Annotated in this window: 11 protein-coding genes; 8 read left to right on the top strand and 3 right to left on the bottom strand. The window is 56.5% G+C overall.

The window, feature by feature from the left end; all coding sequences use genetic code 11:
- Positions 1–320 precede the first annotated feature (320 nt).
- The 8 genes from PMI27_RS28325 (at position 321) to PMI27_RS28365 (ending at position 11,439) form a co-directional block, all read left to right on the top strand.
- Positions 321–2,339, top strand: coding sequence for a type VI secretion system Vgr family protein (locus tag PMI27_RS28325; protein ID WP_008149657.1), 2,019 nt, complete (start codon positions 321–323; stop codon positions 2,337–2,339).
- Positions 2,329–3,066: a DUF4123 domain-containing protein gene (locus PMI27_RS28330; protein ID WP_008149659.1), complete on the top strand. Its 738-nt coding sequence runs from the start codon at positions 2,329–2,331 to the stop codon at positions 3,064–3,066. Before PMI27_RS28325 ends, PMI27_RS28330 begins: the two co-directional genes overlap by 11 nt.
- Positions 3,066–7,733, top strand: a complete 4,668-nt coding sequence (locus PMI27_RS28335; RefSeq protein ID WP_008149661.1) for an RHS repeat-associated core domain-containing protein — start codon at positions 3,066–3,068, stop codon at positions 7,731–7,733. Before PMI27_RS28330 ends, PMI27_RS28335 begins: the two co-directional genes overlap by 1 nt.
- On the top strand, positions 7,726–8,100 hold the full coding sequence (locus tag PMI27_RS28340; protein ID WP_008149663.1) for a hypothetical protein: 375 nt from the start codon (positions 7,726–7,728) through the stop codon (positions 8,098–8,100). Before PMI27_RS28335 ends, PMI27_RS28340 begins: the two co-directional genes overlap by 8 nt.
- A 161-nt stretch (positions 8,101–8,261) precedes the next feature.
- Positions 8,262–8,666 (top strand): hypothetical protein, encoded by a 405-nt coding sequence (locus PMI27_RS31950; protein WP_238545874.1) that lies wholly within the window; start codon positions 8,262–8,264, stop codon positions 8,664–8,666.
- Entirely contained in the window at positions 8,666–9,082 is a 417-nt protein-coding gene (locus tag PMI27_RS28350; RefSeq protein WP_008149669.1) for a hypothetical protein, read from the top strand. The genes PMI27_RS31950 and PMI27_RS28350 overlap by 1 nt, the downstream gene beginning before the upstream one ends.
- Before the next feature lie 917 nt (positions 9,083–9,999).
- The gene (locus PMI27_RS28360; RefSeq protein ID WP_008149673.1) at positions 10,000–10,323 is read left to right on the top strand and encodes a hypothetical protein; all 324 of its coding nucleotides are present in this window, start codon (positions 10,000–10,002) and stop codon (positions 10,321–10,323) included.
- Between the two features lie 279 nt (positions 10,324–10,602).
- On the top strand, positions 10,603–11,439 hold the full coding sequence (locus PMI27_RS28365; protein ID WP_008149676.1) for a 23S rRNA (adenine(2030)-N(6))-methyltransferase RlmJ: 837 nt from the start codon (positions 10,603–10,605) through the stop codon (positions 11,437–11,439).
- Positions 11,440–11,550: 111 nt separating this feature from the next.
- On the opposite strand, the gene msrA is transcribed toward PMI27_RS28365, so the two are convergent.
- The 3 genes from msrA to PMI27_RS28380 all read right to left on the bottom strand — a co-directional run bounded on the left by msrA (position 11,551) and on the right by PMI27_RS28380 (position 16,757).
- Positions 11,551–12,198 (bottom strand): peptide-methionine (S)-S-oxide reductase MsrA, encoded by a 648-nt coding sequence (gene msrA / locus PMI27_RS28370; RefSeq protein ID WP_008149678.1) that lies wholly within the window; start codon positions 12,196–12,198, stop codon positions 11,551–11,553.
- Positions 12,199–12,383: 185 nt separating this feature from the next.
- A complete protein-coding gene (locus PMI27_RS28375) occupies positions 12,384–15,080 on the bottom strand; it encodes a putative bifunctional diguanylate cyclase/phosphodiesterase (RefSeq protein WP_008149680.1) in 2,697 nt (898 codons plus the stop codon).
- Between the two features lie 282 nt (positions 15,081–15,362).
- Complete coding sequence (locus PMI27_RS28380; RefSeq protein WP_008149682.1) at positions 15,363–16,757, bottom strand: alkaline phosphatase D family protein; 1,395 nt, start codon at positions 16,755–16,757, stop codon at positions 15,363–15,365.
- Positions 16,758–16,960 lie beyond the last annotated feature (203 nt).

Here is a 16,960-nt window from a genome sequence, read left to right as displayed (position 1 = left end):
TGGATGCGGGCCGTTTTTTGTTTGCGGGGAGGAGGTTTATTGCCGTCGCGGCCGCCATCGCGGGCAAGCCTTGCTCCTACAGTTCTGAGGTGGCCCCTATAGGTGTGAACGACACGAACCTGTAGGAGCAAGGCTTGCCCGCGATGACGGCCTTCGCTCCAGCACAACATTTCTGACACTAATGTCTGTAGTTTTCTATCCTGTTTTTTGAAGGACAAATCTCTAAAAAAGTAGGGCAAATCTGATTTTCCTGCCCCCCCATCAACACCCCTTGTCGCTCATGCAGAATCGCCCGCCTTCATTCTGCAGAGACACATCGGATGTTCGCTCCTGCCAATCAACCGCGTTTCACGTTGACGATCGACGGTGTCCAGAATGAGCTCAAGGTGCTTGAGTTCACGGGCACGGAAGCCATCAGCCAGCCCTACCGTTTTGACCTGGAACTGGTCAGCGAACGACCGGACATCGAACTTGAAAGCCTCCTGCATCGTCAGGCATTTCTGAGTTTTGATGCGCAGGGTTCCGGCATTCATGGTCAGATTTTTCGCGTTGGCCAAAGCGATTCCGGACAACGCCTGACGGGCTACCAAATCAGCCTCGTGCCGCGACTGGCCTACCTCGGTCAGCGCATCAACCAGCGAATTTTCCAGCACAAAAGCGTGCCGGCGATCGTCGCGCAAATTCTCAAGGACCACGGCATCCAGCGCGATGCCTTCGAGTTCCGGCTCGGCAGCGATTACCCCGCGCGTGAGTACTGCGTGCAATACGCCGAAAGCGATCTGGCGTTCATCCAGCGGCTGTGTGCCGAGCTCGGCATTCACTACCACTTTCAGCACAGCCTCGACGGGCACCTGTTGGTGTTTGGTGATGACCAGACGGTTTTCCCTCGTCTGTCTGAGCCGACGCTGTACCTGCCGGGCAGCGGAATGGCGGCGGATGCGCCGGCCATCAAACGTTTCAACGTGCGGCTGGAAACCCGGACGACAGCGGTAACCCGTCGCGACTACGACTTCAAAAAACCTCGCCTGCAACTTGAAAACCGCCTCGACAGTGAGCTGCGACCGGTGCTTGAGGATTACCACTTCCCGGGCCAATTCACCGACCGCGAACACGGCAAGCATCTGGCCCAACGAGCCCTCGAACGCCACAACGCCGACTTCCGTCAGGCCGAAGGTCGTGGCGACGAATCGGCATTGGTCAGCGGGCATTTCCTACACCTGGCCGAGCATCCGCGTCAGGCATGGAATGACCTGTGGTTGATCACCGAAATCGAACACCATGGCCGCCAGCCGCAAGTGCTGGAAGAGTCGGCTACCAGTGACGGCCCGGATGATTTCCAGGGCTATCGCAATACCTTTCTGGCAACACCGTGGGACGTTTCGTTTCGCCCTCCACTCGGGCCGGAAAAACCCCGCATGCTCGGCTATCAACCTGCCGTGGTCACCGGCCCGACCGACAGTGAAATCCATTGCGACGAGTTCGGCCAGGTCAAGGTTCAGCTTGCCTGGGACCGTGACGGTCAGCTCGATGAACACTCCAGTTGCTGGCTGCGCGTCGCCACCGGCTGGGCCCATGACCGTTATGGCAGCGTGATGATCCCACGAGTCGGCATGGAAGTGCTGGTGGGATTCGTCGACGCCGATGCCGACAAACCGCTGGTGATGGGCTGCCTGCCAAACGCCGCAACCCCAGTGCCGCTCGATCTGCCCGCCGACAAAACCCGCAGCATTTTCCGCAGCCAGAGCAGTCCCGGTGGCGGCGGTTACAACGAATTGCGCATCGAGGATCGCAAAGGCGCCGAGGAAATCTACCTGCGTGCCCAGCGAAACTGGACTCAGCACGTACTGAATGATCAACAGGTGCAGGTCGATAACGCCCGCAGCATCGTCGTCACCGGCACCGCTCGCCATGAGCTGAAGGCCGACGAGCAGCGCATCACCCATGGCCAGCGCCAGACCGAAGTGAAGCTGGATGATCACCTGGTGGTGGTCGGTGACCGACACATTCGCGTGACCAGCCAGGCGCTGAATGCCAGTCAGCAATTCCATGTCAGCGCCGGTCAGCAAGTGGTCATCGACGGCGGGGCCAGCGCGACGATTCAGGCGGGCGGGCAGTGGATCAATATTGGCCCCGGCGGAATTTTCAGCAGCGTGCCGATTCAGGTGGGGGGCGCGTTGATGCCGGCCATGGCTGCTTCGCCGGCCTTGCCGGATACGCCGTTGAAACTCGTCGCCGCACCAGCGGCGATTCTCAGCGCGGCGCAGATCATGAGCCTGAAAGGTGATGCGCCGTTTTGCGAAGAGTGCGAGCGCTGCAAGGAGGGTGTCTGTGCAGCCTGATCACTTGTCACCTCTCGACTGGCTGGATCGCCAACCGCTCAAACCTTCCGAGCAGTTGTTCGCGGTTTTCAGCAGCGCGAGCGCCGTTGAACCGCATAAAGCCTGGCAGCGTTCGATCTCCGCTCAAGCACCCAGTCCAATCTGGGGCGACACCGCTTACGCCGAGTGGGAACCGGTAATGCCTTATGTCGGAATCGTCGCTGCGGGTAGTGAGTTTCTGGAGTGGATCTCCAACACCGAGTCTCGTGATTGGGGTTGGCTGGCGGTTTCTTCTGCCCCTCAGGAGGTGTTGGTCGAGCATCTTCGTAGCCTCACTCAAGTCCTTTTGCCCAACGGTAATGCTGTGTTTTTCCGCTTCTGGGACGGGCGTTACTTGCTGTCGATTCTTCGGTCAGCCGAGGTCAACGCTACGCAGCTGATGCCGGTGATCGGACGCTGTTTGATCAATGGTCAATCGCTCGAAATCGGCGGTAACTCGCTGAAAACTTCTCGTGTTTTTCCATGGTGGGAAGTTTCCGAATCGCTGCTCAAACACCTCGCCGAAGAGTCCGCAACAACCCGCATCAACAACTTGGTGAAGTGGTTGAGCGAGGACCGCCCTGATCTTTATGAGGCATTTTCGATAAGCGTCTTGCGGCACAAAGTCTCGATCTTTCTTGAAACACCGGACCTGCCTCAAGCACCCAAAACAGCTTTGGTGGACTACCTGATGGCGGAGCTGAACTGATGGATCAGATTGTACGGATCGAGCAGGAGCTCGACGGTTTCCCAAGCACCCTTTCTCTTTATCGCGAACAGTTGAAGCACTGGTTCAGTCGGGCGGCGGACAAGGCCAGTCACGCGGCTGATTTGCCTTCGTTGATGGGCATGGAACGGATCATTCGATTCGGCAGCACCAGCACAGCGGTGAGCAGTGGCGACGACGATTTTCTCTCCTCCGTGGTGCAATGCCCAAAGGGTGGAAAGCTAGAGATAGAGAGCAAGTTTGAATCGGTTTATGACATCCCCGTGGGGAATATTCAGGTCGATGTGATTGCGCTTGAGAGCGGCGAAACGACGGTTGTCACGCTTGATGAAAATGGCAAAGGGACGTTCAAGGGGGACGAGGGCAAGTTCTACCGCATTCACGTCCACAACGAAGTCACACCGCAGCACGTTGAAGATCTTTTCTCTTCCTACGATGGCCTGACGAAAGAGCTCGAAAACTGGCTGCAAGATGAATGGAAGACATTCAAGCCGAAGTGGTCGGAATCTTCTTCGGTTGCTGCAGGCAATGGAATGCTCGCGGGAAGTTGGGCGGCAATCGAGGGCGTGTGGGACGGCATCGGTCTGCTTTCGGACATCCTCAAGGATCCCGGGAAATTTGGTGAGCGGTTGGGCGAGAGCGCCGCAGAGTTGAAGAAACTCGCGCAAACCGCCCCCGATGTCATGGAAAAAGCCCAACTGCTGGCCAGTGACGAAGCGGCGTTGTGCCTGCTGTTACGCACCGCCAGCCTCTGGTTGGACATGCTGCCGCCCGGCGAGATCGCCGGTAAAACCGCCGAGGCTGTGTCGACGGTAGTCGTGCAGTTGCTCATCGACATTCTGATCGGGGTTGTCCTGACCTTCGCCGGTGCAGGTGCGGGCATTGCCTATCTGGGTATGCGCCTTGCGAACTATGGCACGCGGATCGTTGATGCTGTTCAGGGCTTCGTCAAAGCGGTTTTTAGCATCATCAACAGCTTCACTACCTACGTCGACCGCTACAAAAAAGTCGCCGCACGCGGTGTTGCGGCGGGTCTGAAAAAAGGGCGGATGCAACTGCGCTGGGATGCCAAGCGCAATACCACACTCAAGCAAAACGAACACCACGACAACGTCCCTGATCAGGCGAAAAACCCCAACGGCGACAGCACCGATTCCGTTGATAAAACCGCCACCAACAAATGCCCGGTGTCGATGGTCACCGGCGAAGAACTGCTGACCCTCACCGACGGTGCGCTGGACGGCATCCTGCCGTTCGACTTCACCCGGCTCTATCGCACCAGCGCCGCTGAAATCGATATCGGCCTCGGCTTCGGCTGGAGCCATTCGCTGTCTCATCGACTGGAAATCGATGGCGAAAACGTCCTCTGGATCGACCACGAAAACCGTCGCACCACCTTTCCGTTGCCAACCAGCGAACGCCCGGCGATTCACAACAGCCTGTCGCGGGCGGCGATTTATCTCGGCGATGAACGCGAAGAACTGATCCTCGCCCAGGCCGGTGACGACACGCGTTTCTATCACTTTCAAAACGGCCGACTGACAACCATCAGCGACGCTTACGACAACCGCCTGCGCATCACCCGCGACCGACAAGACCGCATCAAACGCCTCGACAACGGCGCCGGCCGTGCCTTGCGATTGCGCTATGACCGCAGTCATTTGGTCGCCGTCGACTATCAGGTTTTTGTCCCGGCCCAGACCCTCGACGAGGCTTGGCGCACCGAGCAGACACTGGTCAGTTACAGCTACGACGAACGCGAGCAACTGATCGAAGCCACCAATGCCGCCGGCGAAAGCGAGCGCTACGACTACGACTATCAGCACGTCATCCTGCAGCGGCAGTTGGCCGGTGGGGCGAGTTTCTTCTGGGAGTGGGAACGGTCCGGCAAGGCGGCACGATGCATCCGGCATTGGGCGTCGTTTGCGCAGATGGACGCGCGTTACGTCTGGGATGACGAGGGCAGTGTCACAGTCCAGAACATCGATGGCAGCGAAGAGGTTTACGTCCACGACGACCGGGCGCGGCTGGTGCGCAAGGTCGAACTGGACGGTGGCGAGCACCTCAAGGCTTACGACGACCAAGGTCGGTTGCTTGCCGAGCAGGACCCGCTCGGCGCTGTCACCGAATACCGTTACGACGAAGTCGGACAGCTGATCGCGCTGATTCCACCGGAAGACGAACCGACGGCCTACGAGTATCGCAACGGTTTCCTGCACGCACGGTACCGCGGCAAAGCGGTGTGGAAATATCAGCGCAACGCCCAGGGTGACATCACCGAAGCGACCGATCCCGACGGCCAGGTCACCCATTACCACTACGACGACAAAGGGCAGCTGCTGTCGATCCGTTCCCCGGACACCAGCCGGCATGTGTTTGTCTGGAATGGCTTGGGACAGTTGGTTGAGGAAACGCTGCCAGATGGTGGTGTGCGGCGGTTTTCCTACGACGCGTTGGGGCGGCAGATTACCCGTCAGGATGAACATGGCGCCGTCATCCAGTACCAATGGGATGCCGTTGGCCGACTGATCCAGACCACGCTTCCTACCGGCGCCAGCCGCGCCTTTAGCTACAACGCCTACGGCAAGATCACCGCCGAACGCGATGAACTGGGCCGCGTCACCCGCTACGAATACATCGACGACCTGCACCTGGTCAGCCGCCGCCTCAATCCCGACGGCACCCAGCTGCAGTACCGCTACGACAACGCGCAGTTGTTGCTCACGGAAATCGAAAACGAATCCGGCGAAAAATATCGCCTGGACTACACGCCCAACGGCTTGATCCGACAGGAAACCGGATTCGACGGCCAACGCACGGCGTACACCTACGACCTCAATGGCCAACTGCTGGAGAAAACCGAGTTCGGCGAGGATGGCTCGCGGTTGGTAACGGCTTATAAGCGGGATTCGGCCGGACGCCTGCGGGTCAAAACCCTGCCCGACGGCATCCAGGTTGAATACCGCTACGACAGCCTCGGCCGGTTGGTCAGTGTCGACGATGGCCACGACCATCCGCTGGAGTTCGAATATGACCAGCAGGATCGGCTGATCACCGAGCATCAGGGTTGGGGCACGTTGCGCTACGGCTATGACGCCTGCGGTCAACTCAACCATCTGCGCCTGCCGGACGGCAGCAAACTCGATTACCACCACGCCAAGGGCGGTGCGCTGACGGCCATCGACCTCAACGGCGCGCGGCTCACCACTCACCAATTCGCCTTCGGCCGCGAACAGCAACGCCAGCAAGGGCTGCTGCTCAGCGAATATGCCTACGACGATCAGGGCCGATTGAAGGCCCACGCTGTCAGTCAACAGCACCAAACCCTGTATCGCCGCGACTATGCCTACAGCGCCAACGGCAATCTCGACAGCATCGCCGACACCCGTCACGGCCAACGCAATTACCAATACGACCCGCTCAACCGCCTGATCCGCGTCCGTCACACCCGCGATCAACAACCGGAAAGCTTCGCCCACGACCCGGCGGGCAACCTGCTGATGCAGGACCACCCCGGCGCCGCGAAGGTGCTGGGTAATCGCCTGCTCATGCAAGGCGACCGCCATTACGACTACGACGCCTTTGGCAACCTGATCCGCGAACGTCGCGGCACCGGGCAAAAACTGGTCACCGAGTACCGCTACGACTGCCAGCATCGGCTGATCGGCGCCACCCTGCCCAACGGCAGCCAGGCGACCTACCGCTACGACGCGTTCGGCCGCCGTATCAGCAAAACCGTCGACGGCAAAACCACCGAGTTCTTCTGGCAAGGCGACCATCTCGTTGCGGAACATAGCCAGGATCACCACCGCAGCTACGTTTACGAACCCGGCACTTTCCGCCCACTGGCCATGCTCGACGGCAAAGGCCCGCGCAAGGCCTGCCCGTTCTACTACCAGCTCGATCACCTGGGTACGCCGCAGGAGCTCACGGATTACAGCGGCGAAATCGTCTGGTCGGCGAAGTACAACGCCTACGGCAAGGTCACGCACTTGGCGTTCGGCGGGGGCGAGCAACTAGAGCAACCGTTGCGGTTTCAGGGTCAATACTTCGACGCCGAGAGCGGCCTGCACTACAACCGGCATCGGTACTATGATCCGGAGATTGGTCGGTACCTGACGCCGGACCCGATCAAGTTGGCGGGCGGGCTGAACCAGTACCAGTACACGCCGAATCCGACGGGGTGGGTTGATCCGTTGGGGTTGAGCGGGAATTGCCCGCCGCCGAATAAGCCTGGGTGTGGCGCGCCGGATGATGTTAGTGAGACGGTTGTTGATGGCGGTGAGGTAAAAACTCCAAACGCGAAGTCGCGTCCTAAAAATTTTAGGAATGATGAAAAGCTTGACCTTCATTATAAAAAACACGGGAAAAAAGAGTTCGACGCTCAGAGCAAAGAGGAATACCTACAAATTTCTCGTGATGTAGTGAATCAAGGCATAAAAGTGAAATATCCGTATGAAGGAGAAGTTAGAGTGGCCTATTTGCAACTGCTGGGAAATTCACAGAGGAATGGTGATACAAAGTTTGCATTTGTCGGTACTAATAATAATGGCGATATCACGACCCTGCACGTCAAAAGTGGAAAGGATTTCTGGAAAGTGTTAAACGGTGATGCAAAGGATAACGAGTTGAGGCCAGTAAATGACTAAGAAGTATAGTGCGCTTGTCATGGAGGTTGACGAGATCGTCGAAGAGGCGGTTGTTTTGCTTGTCAATGGTGTAATAGTCCAATGCTTTATTAACTACTGTCCATTTAAAATTGAAGTCGGTAAAACTTACGAGGTTGAGTTTGAAATGGTTTTGCCTGACAGCGTCGGCATGGAAGTAAGTCAGGATGAATATGTCGGAGTTGAAATGGAGGATGACAGTTTTTCATGTGTGGTGGCGGGCTATTTAGATGGTGCTGTATTAAGATCTTTTATTGATTTCGATGCTCAAGATATTCATTATGACTACCCGTTTTTTAACCAAAAATTTATTAAAATAAATGTTATTCGTATTGATGTGGCTTTCTGATTTTGGTGCCGGATTTTTGAGCGGCGGGGGATGGATATATTCTCAATTCGCGGGCAGACCAACAAAAGCAACAAATAAATCCGTCCTCTTTTTGGTTCCCATTTTTGGTCCGTATTCTATTGTGTCAAGTTATGGTCGGTTTTTGAGAAATGATGTTATTTATGCCTATTAAAAAATTGATTTCTACACTGCGAGCTATGTATAAGAATTGGGCAGATAGTTCGGTTTCTGCTATTCAGCAACAAACCACTTGCTGCGAACTTAATGGTGAAAGCAAGAGGTGGAGAGCCGTTCCAAGCTCTAGGTTTATAAGCCATAGTGCGCAGTTGAATGCTTTTAATGAAGCGATGACAAGGGAGGCTAGAAAAATGTCTCGTTTTACTGGAGAGGATAGTAAAGGAAATTTGTTAGTAAGAATGGAGGCTGAAAATGTAGGTGAGGGATATGAGCCTAATCCTTTAGATCCAGCCAATCCGCGTTTCATTCCTCAGATGAATGCCTTTGAAATGAAATTCGACTTTGAGACATTGCAGCCTATAGCGCTTTATCCGATAGAGAAAATTTAATGCTGATGCATCCGTATCTGAACGTTCCATATAATCCAAGTGTAGAGCACTTTCTCGGTGGGTTCGATATATATGATCGCGAGGAGAGTCTTGGGGTTGAATTGTCGGCGTACGATCCTGAGTGTCCTTCAGATAGAGAATTTTTAATATCCCGGTTTATTGTCAAGCGCTTCGCTGCGTTGAGTTATCGGCACAAGTTTGTTTTGTTTTTTGTGTTGAGAGAGGCTCTTGATGGTGACTCAAGTGTGTTTGCTGAAATTTTGGAACATGATTCGAGGTCTCATTCCTCGCTTCCTCTTGGGTGGAATGAAATGAAAGATCCAAAAGCGTTTTTTGAGGATGTGTACGTCAAATTGTCCGAAGCGTGGGTTGATGATCTGTATAAAGCGAGTCAGGAGGACTTTTCAACTTGGTGAAGGCTAGTACTTAAACTAAGGCTCAGGATGCAGAATAATGAGCGCTAGATTTTCCGCGTTATTCCAATTCCTTGCTCAACAAATAAATCCGTACCATTTATGTTGATGAGTGATATTTGACGGACTGCTGCTTTGAAGATAGTGAAATCTACTCGATTTGATGATGTCGACTACGATGTTGGATATGCGTACCGCGGTTATAACCACGACATACAGAACGAAGAGGATGTGTTTCTGATCAGGCTTTACGATGACGAACCCGGACAGGCAACGGTAGTAAGTCCGACTACGATGTCTAAAAACGGTAACCTTAGAAAACTTGTTGAGTTCTTACAGGCCGAGTTAGGAGTTTCCAAGATTTGTCTCTACAAGGGCGATTTGGGGAGCTACACCGAGATCGATCTTGATAGCTTGGCATTCTGCTCCGTCTGAAGTCGGCGGTAAGAGAGTGGCAGGCGTTTTTACACACTCTGGGCCGAATTCTGTCGCTACTGAGCGGCAGCTATAGGTGGTGGATTCAACAGGCGGCGAAATCAAGCCCAGCTTCAGTGAAGCCTTTCGCCACGTTTGCTTTTTTGAGCGAAATTTCTGGGCAAGGTCGTCAGAAGTTTCCTTCAAACCATATCGGTTTCCATGAACTGGTGCGAAGTGAGATCCATGGATAGTCTTTGGCTGTCGCTGCAAATGCAGTGGCAGGGTGTAGGAACCCTTGGAAATTCACCGCGCGTCAGCGCTGTCGTTTGATTGCGGCACTTTATTCGTGTCCGTAAGATCGTTCGCGGCGGCTGTGCGTGGGACACGCTTCGGCGTGGCTGAGTTTGGTGGATCCTCAGTTTCCTACTCCCGCGCACGGCTGCCACCCAAGCCCGTAGGAAAGGCCGTTGGTAGCTTGAATTTATCCACCAAGGTCTCAAAAAATGAAAACACTTCATCCCGATCCCCCCTATGAAAAACCAATTCCCCATCCCAAAAGCCGCTTCATGGCACTCACCAGCAATTGCGACGACATGCCAACCCTGTTCGTCGACACCCAAGCGCCGCTGGATGTTTTGTATGACGCTGCCAACTACCGAATTCGTGCCGTCACCCAAGTGATGGAGAACTTGTCCATGCGCGGTTCGATCGAGTGTCAGTCCTTCATTCTTAGTGATTTTGCTTTGCTCTGTGCCATTCCGTTGCGGGATGGGTGTGATGTGCTGGATGTGTTAGGGCGGCGGTTGAAGGCTCGGTCTTCGGAGTAGCGGCGAAGGGCTTTTGTGGCGAGGGGGCTTGCCCCCGTTGGGCTGCGAAGCAGCCCCAAAACCAGCAACGCGCATTGTCAGGCACACCGCAGGGCTTGGTTTGACGACTGCTGCGCAGCCGAACGGGGGCAAGCCCCCTCGCCACAGGGTCCACCATGTCCCCGGTCCAAACAGGTTTGTGTGATGCCCGAAGTAGGGGTTGGGATAGCCCGCTCGGCTGTGAGGTCCTGACGTTCGCCTCGGTACAAGGTAAACTTCCCGCCCTTCGCAGGAGCAGCCATGAATTATCGTCACGCCTTCCATGCCGGCAATCACGCCGATGTGTTCAAACACCTGACTTTGACCCGCATCATCGCTTTGATGTCGCGCAAGGAGCAGCCGTTTGCCTATCTCGACACTCACGCCGGCATTGGTCTGTATGACCTGCAGGGTGATCAGGCGAGCCGTACCGGTGAGTACCTGGAAGGTATTGCGCGTTTGTGGGATCAGCCGGATCTGCCGGCGTTGACCGCTGATTACATGAAGGTGCTGCACGACATGAACCCGGATGGCCAGTTGCGCTATTACCCGGGGTCGCCGGAATTGGCGCGGCGTCTGACGCGGCCGCAGGATCGGGTGATGCTCAATGAGAAGCACCCCGAGGACGGCTTGCTGCTGAAGGACAACATGGCAGGCGACCGTCGGGTGAAGGTGCATCTGGGTGAAGGCTGGCATGTGCCGCGGGCGATGTTGCCGGTGCAGGAGAAGCGGGCGGTGATGTTGATTGATCCGCCGTTCGAGCAGCTGGATGAGATGCAGCGCTGTGCGGCGTCGCTGAAAGAGGCGATTGGCCGGATGCGCCAAACCGTGGCGGCGATCTGGTACCCGGTGAAGGACCAGCGCATGTTGCGTCGTTTTTATCAGGACCTGGCGGGTACGGGCGCGCCGAAGTTGTTGCGGGTCGAGTTGCTGGTGCATCCGCTGGATACGCCGAACAGTCTGAACGGTTCGGGGTTGGCGATTGCGAATCCGCCGTGGGGTCTGGAAGAGGAATTGCGTGAGTTGCTGCCGTGGTTGTCCAAGAAGTTGGGGCAGACCCAGGGTGGGTGGCAGATGGATTGGTTGATTGCCGAATAGGGTAAATCGACAAGCAAGATCAAAAGATCGCAGCCTTCGGCAGCTCCTACATTGGGATGACGTGCATCCTGTAGGAGCTGCCGAAGGCTGCGATCTTTTGCTTTTTGGGGTTTAAATCGGGCAGGTCACGCCGGTACCGCCAATCCCGCAATACCCTTCAGGGTTTTTCGCCAGGTATTGCTGGTGGTAAGCCTCGGCAAAGAAGAACGTCGGGGCTTCGTCGATTTCAGTGGTGATGGCGCCTTTGCCAGCCTTGGTCAACTCAGCCTGGAACACTTGCTCGCTGTGCTTGGCGGCTGCCAGTTGAGTCGGGTTGGTGGCGTAGATCACCGAGCGGTATTGGGTGCCGATGTCGTTGCCTTGGCGCATGCCCTGAGTTGGGTTGTGCAGTTCCCAGAACATCTTCAGCAGCTCTTCGTAGCTGACTTTCGCCGGCTCGTAGACCACCAGTACCACTTCGCTGTGACCGGTCAGGCCCGAGCAGACTTCTTCATACGTCGGGTTCGGCGTAAAGCCGCCGGCGTAACCCACCGCCGTGCTGACCACGCCTTCGCGCTGCCAGAACTTGCGCTCTGCGCCCCAGAAGCAGCCGAGGCCGAAGATCGCGAAATCCACGTCCATCGCGAACGGGCCCAGCAGCGGGGCGTCGTGGACGAAGTGTTTTTCCGGCACGGTCATTGGAGTTTCACGGCCAGGCAGAGCTTGTTCTTTAGTCGGGAGCACGTTTTTGTTCACCAGAATTTCCGAGCGCAAGACCATGATCAGTCCCCTCAGTCAGGTTTGAATGTAGAAAGTCAGACCGCCAGTTTGCCCAATGATGCCAAGTTAATCACTAGTCAAAATGTGGGAGTGAGCCTGCTCGCGATGGCGTCGTGGCAGTCTGCATCGTTGTCGCTGATACACCGCTATCGCGAGCAGGCTCACTCCCACAGGGTGCTGCTGTGTTACAGAGATAGCGGGCCACGCGGGTAGCGCTTGAGCTTTTCGATCAGCTCTACGCCGGGGATCGGTCGGTCGAACAGGTAACCCTGGCCGACGTCGCAGCGGTGACGGCGCAGGAAAGCCAACTGCTCGGCAGTTTCGATGCCTTCAGCCACGACCTTGAGTTTCAGGTTGTGGGCCATGGCGATCACTGCGGAGGTGATTTCCATGTCGTCCTGGTTGTCGGGGATTTCGTGGATGAAGCTTCGATCGATCTTGATGATGTCGATCGGGAATTTTTTCAAGTAACTGAGCGACGAGTAACCGGTGCCAAAGTCATCCATGGCCAGGGTCAGGCCCAGGCGCTTGAGCTGATCGAGCTGTAAGTGGGTGTCTTCGGTGGCTTCCAGCAACAGGCCTTCGGTGAGTTCGAGCTCCAGCAGGTTTGCCGGCAGCGCTTCTTCCTTGAGGATGTTGGCGATGGACGACACCAGGTCCGGATCGGAGAACTGTTTGGGCGACAGGTTGATCGCCACCTGAAGATTGCCCAGGCCAGCGGCGGTCAGGTCTTTGCTCATGCGGCACGCCTGGCGGGCGATCCATTTGCCGATGGGGATGATCAAGCCGGTTTCTTCGGCGACGCTGATGAACTGGTCCGGGCGGATCATGCCTTTTTCCGGATGGTTCCAGCGTAGCAAGGCTTCCATCCCCAATAGGCGACCGCTGCGCAGGCAAAGCTTGGGCTGGTAGAACACGTCCAGCTCGTTCTGGGTCAGGGCGCGGCGCAGGTTGTTTTCGACGAACAGTTTGTAGCTGGCTTCGGCGTTCAGCGCTTCGGTGAACACCTGGACCTGATGTTTCCCATTGGCCTTGGCCTTGTGCAGGGCGAGGCCGGCGTTGCGCATCAGGGTTTGCGGGTCACGGCCATGCAACGGCGCGCAGGCCAGGCCCACGGAGCCGGTGACGCTGATCAGCTGGTTGTCGACGAACATCGGTTTGTCGAGGGTCGCCAGCAATTGATTGGCTATCTGTTGGCCCGCACGCAAGTCGGTGTCGTCCAGCAGCACGGCGAATTCGTTACTGGCGAACCGCGCCAGACTGCCGCTCGGGCTCAGGCTGTTGCGCAGGCGTCGGGCCAGGCTGATCAGCAGTTTGTCGCCGGTCTGATGGCCGAGGCTGTCGTTGATCCGCTTGAAGTTGTCGATGTCCACCAGCAACAAGCTGATCGGGGTATCGCTGTCTCGGGCGAAACGTTCATCGAGGTTGCGGATGAAGGCCGGGCGGTTGCCGAGGTTGGTCAGGTTATCGGTGTAAGCCAGACGCTCGATGCGCTGCTGGGCGAGCTTGGTCTGGGTGATGTCTTCGTAGATGCCGATGTAATGCGTCAGCTCGCGGTTGTCGCCGTAAACCTTGGAAATCGACAACTGGCCCCAGTAGGGTTCGAGGTTTTTACGGCGGCTTTTGAACTCACCCTGCCAGCTGTTGCTCTTGGCCAGCGCCGAGGGCGCGTCGAACAGCAGCTCGCTGAGGTTTTCCAGTGCCGGCAGTTCCGACAGCCGCTGGCCGTGGACTTCTTCGGTCGTGTACTGGGTGATTGCCGTGAAGCTCGGGTTGACGTATTCCACCACGCCATCGCAATTGACCAGCAAAAAGGCGTTGGCGCTTTGCTCGACCGCACGCTGGAACAGGTGCAGGGCGCTGGTGGCGGTGCGGCGGTTGTGGTTGTTGATGACTTGGGCAAACTGATCCGCCAACTCACCGGCGAAAGCAATTTCGTCCGATTGCCAGGCGCGGGTCATACCGGTCTGTTCCAGGCAGAGTACGCCGACCACTTGGCCGTCGACGCGGATGCTGGCGTCGAGCATGGCGTTCACATCACGCGGGCGCAGGTGTTCGGCCATTTCCCGGGTGCGCGGGTCGCGTATGGCGTTGTGGGCGTCGATGGCGCGGCCGGTGTGCAAGGCGTCCAGGTAATCAGGGAAGAGACTGACGTCGATCGGCTCTGGCAGCAGGTAGTCCTGGCTAGCACGGTGATAGGCCGAAATCGGCACGAGCTGTGAACCTTCGAGGTTCCACAGGCTGGCGCAGTCGATTTCGTAAATGTCACAGGCACTGCGAGTGATCAGTTCGGCGGCTTCTTTCAGGGAGTTGTTGCTGCTATAGCGCTGGCGGGTCAGCAGCAGGATCAAGTCCTGCTGGGCGCGCACCCGGTCCAGGTGCAGAAGCTGTTCCTGCTGGGCGCGCTGATTGAGTTCCAGGGCGATTTGCAGGCGAGAGTTCTGGGTTTCGAGGTCCAGGGAGGGCAGCAGTTGCTCGCCCTCGAACAGGCCATCGACCACCAGCAGGTAGCCGCGCAGCAGGTGTCGATTGTGCTGTTTGTAGGCTTCGCCCAGTTCCAGCAGGTTCAAGGAGCCTGCGGCGGTGTGCAGGGTGTAGCGGATCAGGTAATGCGGGCTTTGGGTGAGTTGCTGCTGAACCGCGTCATGCAGTTGATAGCGCGCTTCGGGCTCCATCAGGCTGGCGTAGGGCGAGCCGACCAGAGCACAGAGCTCCACAGCCGGCAGGCCGAACTGTCGTTCGCAATTGGGATCGAGAAACAGCAGCGCCCAGCTCGCTTCATTCAGCCGTTCGAAACGCAGCATGCCAAGCCGCGAGGGCACAGGCAACTGCGTCACTACCTCGGCCACCATACGGCTGGCGGCATCGGGTTGGCTCTTCATATGGAGGGAAACTCGCTTCGAATAGGCTGAACGCGCCGGGCTCTCGCCCTCTTTACTGTTACCTGCGGCAAGGTTGCATCATTGCGACACTGACTGACAAGAGACATGAAGGCCAAGTGCTATAAGAATATGTCGGCAGGCGCGAAGATTTCTCCAGCGCAGGGCCGAAAGTAATGTTTTTGGCCGAAAAGATCGCAGCCTGCGGCAGCTCCTACAAGGAATGGCGTACACCCTGTAGGAGCTGCCGAAGGCTCGGGCCGCGTTCGGACGATCTTTTTGGGATCACCGAAGTGCTATGCCGACCGACTGCAAAAGGTTACCGTCCTGGTCGTGATAGTTGACCTGAACCTTCTCCTGATCAACGACCAGATGGGCAAAGTTGTCCTGGCTGACCACCTCGCTGGTCAGTTCATGCTGATAGTCGCCAGCGGCTGTTCGCGCCAACGGTTGATCGAGGATGAAGGTAGATGCCTTGGCGTACGGCAGCAGCTTGCTGTTGCACAGCGGTGACGAAACGATGGTATGAACCTCGAAGTCCGAGTCCTCGCTGTGGGTCAAGCGACTGGTCAGGGAGCCATGGACATCGCCGGAAACGACGAAGACGTTTTTGATGCGGTGCGTACGAATGGTCTCCAGCAGCCGCAGACGCTGTTCGGGAAAGGCCTTCCACGCGTCGTCGCCATGGGCTTTGCGGTTGGGGTAGAACATCACGCTGGTGACCACGAATTTGACCCTGGCCGGGCTGTGAATCAACCACTTGCACAAGGCCTGTTCCTGCTCTTCGTCGAGGATGCGTCGATCGTTGGCCGACAGGTTGCGTCGGGTCCGACTGTCAGTGACAAACCATTCGATATCGCCTTCGGCGAATTGATACCAATAGTGTTCCAACTTTCTATTTATTTGACCGCTGGCAAGAAGTTCATGCGCCGGGCTATGACTGGCTTGATACAACTCATACGCCGCGATGGCGTTTTTGTATAAATAGGCGTCGGCCTTACTTTCGTTGGCGGGCCAGTTGTCTTCAATTTCGTGATCGTCGAGGATCATGTAAGTCGGCACGCCGGACATTAACTTTTCAATATTGGGTTGGGAAAAAGCTGCGCGGTACTTGCTGAGTATGTCCTTGAGTTCCCGGTCGGGAGCAATGACGTTCAGGTCATCGACATAGATTTGATCGCCGGTCATCAACATAGCGCTGATGGGCGGCTCGGCCTGCTGCGCCAGATTCGTGATCGAGGCGAAAATCCTGTCCCCCAGATGCGGCGCAGACGGGATGCCAGCGGTCATGCGCAGGTAACGACATGAACCGGCGATGTAGGCCCGTGGAATCGTGGCTTTGCTGGACTGCGTGCGAAACCGGTAGATACCCCGCGGCCATTGCAGTGGCAGTTCCTGAACCGTTTCCACGGTGTGCACCGGGCTCATGGGGCTGAACCAGCCCGCCTGGTATTCGTACTCGGTATCGGCGGCAAGGTTGTTGAGCGCAATGACGTCGGACATATCACGCACTATCGTCAACTTTGCAAATACGCCGTGGGACCAGCGCTCTTCGCCTACCCGTCGATAACGAATGCCTGCAAATACCTGTGCGTTGTTTTGAAGTTCGCCACGCAAGAAGATGCGCGCGTGGTTAGTTGTTGTGTGGCCAATAATAGGGCCGACAGTCGGTTTGAACATGTTCGAATCCATTCGAGTTAATGCTAACTAAGCAAATTTGGCTAATGAAGGTTTAGCGATAATGAGTTGAACTAAGCTTAGTTATTGGTTAGCAAGAAATATCGAGCAGAAGTGGACTGGAGTTGTGGGCCACGTAAGCCGCGAATGTAGGAAAGGGGCGTCGGGTGACTTTCTTCCAGGCAAAAAAAGCCCCGCCAAACTGG

Origin of the sequence: Pseudomonas sp. GM41(2012) (genome assembly GCF_000282315.2) — a bacterium.
GTDB lineage: Bacteria > Pseudomonadota > Gammaproteobacteria > Pseudomonadales > Pseudomonadaceae > Aquipseudomonas.
Note: the sequence above shows the minus strand (reverse complement) of the source record. Positions and strands in the feature narration are given on the sequence as shown.

Bases quoted from the DNA above. Each gene is read 5' to 3' on its own strand.
- PMI27_RS28325 (WP_008149657.1), top strand. From the start codon at position 321: ATGTTCGCTCCTGCCAATCAACCGCGTTTCACGTTGACGATCGACGGT.
- PMI27_RS28360 (WP_008149673.1), top strand. From the start codon at position 10,000: ATGAAAACACTTCATCCCGATCCCCCCTATGAAAAACCAATTCCCCAT.
- PMI27_RS28350 (WP_008149669.1), top strand. From the start codon at position 8,666: ATGCTGATGCATCCGTATCTGAACGTTCCATATAATCCAAGTGTAGAG.
- PMI27_RS28365 (WP_008149676.1), top strand. From the start codon at position 10,603: ATGAATTATCGTCACGCCTTCCATGCCGGCAATCACGCCGATGTGTTC.
- PMI27_RS28335 (WP_008149661.1), top strand. From the start codon at position 3,066: ATGGATCAGATTGTACGGATCGAGCAGGAGCTCGACGGTTTCCCAAGC.
- PMI27_RS28375 (WP_008149680.1), bottom strand. From the start codon at position 15,080: ATGAAGAGCCAACCCGATGCCGCCAGCCGTATGGTGGCCGAGGTAGTG.
- PMI27_RS28380 (WP_008149682.1), bottom strand. From the start codon at position 16,757: ATGTTCAAACCGACTGTCGGCCCTATTATTGGCCACACAACAACTAAC.
- msrA (WP_008149678.1), bottom strand. From the start codon at position 12,198: ATGGTCTTGCGCTCGGAAATTCTGGTGAACAAAAACGTGCTCCCGACT.
- PMI27_RS28340 (WP_008149663.1), top strand. From the start codon at position 7,726: ATGACTAAGAAGTATAGTGCGCTTGTCATGGAGGTTGACGAGATCGTC.
- PMI27_RS31950 (WP_238545874.1), top strand. From the start codon at position 8,262: ATGCCTATTAAAAAATTGATTTCTACACTGCGAGCTATGTATAAGAAT.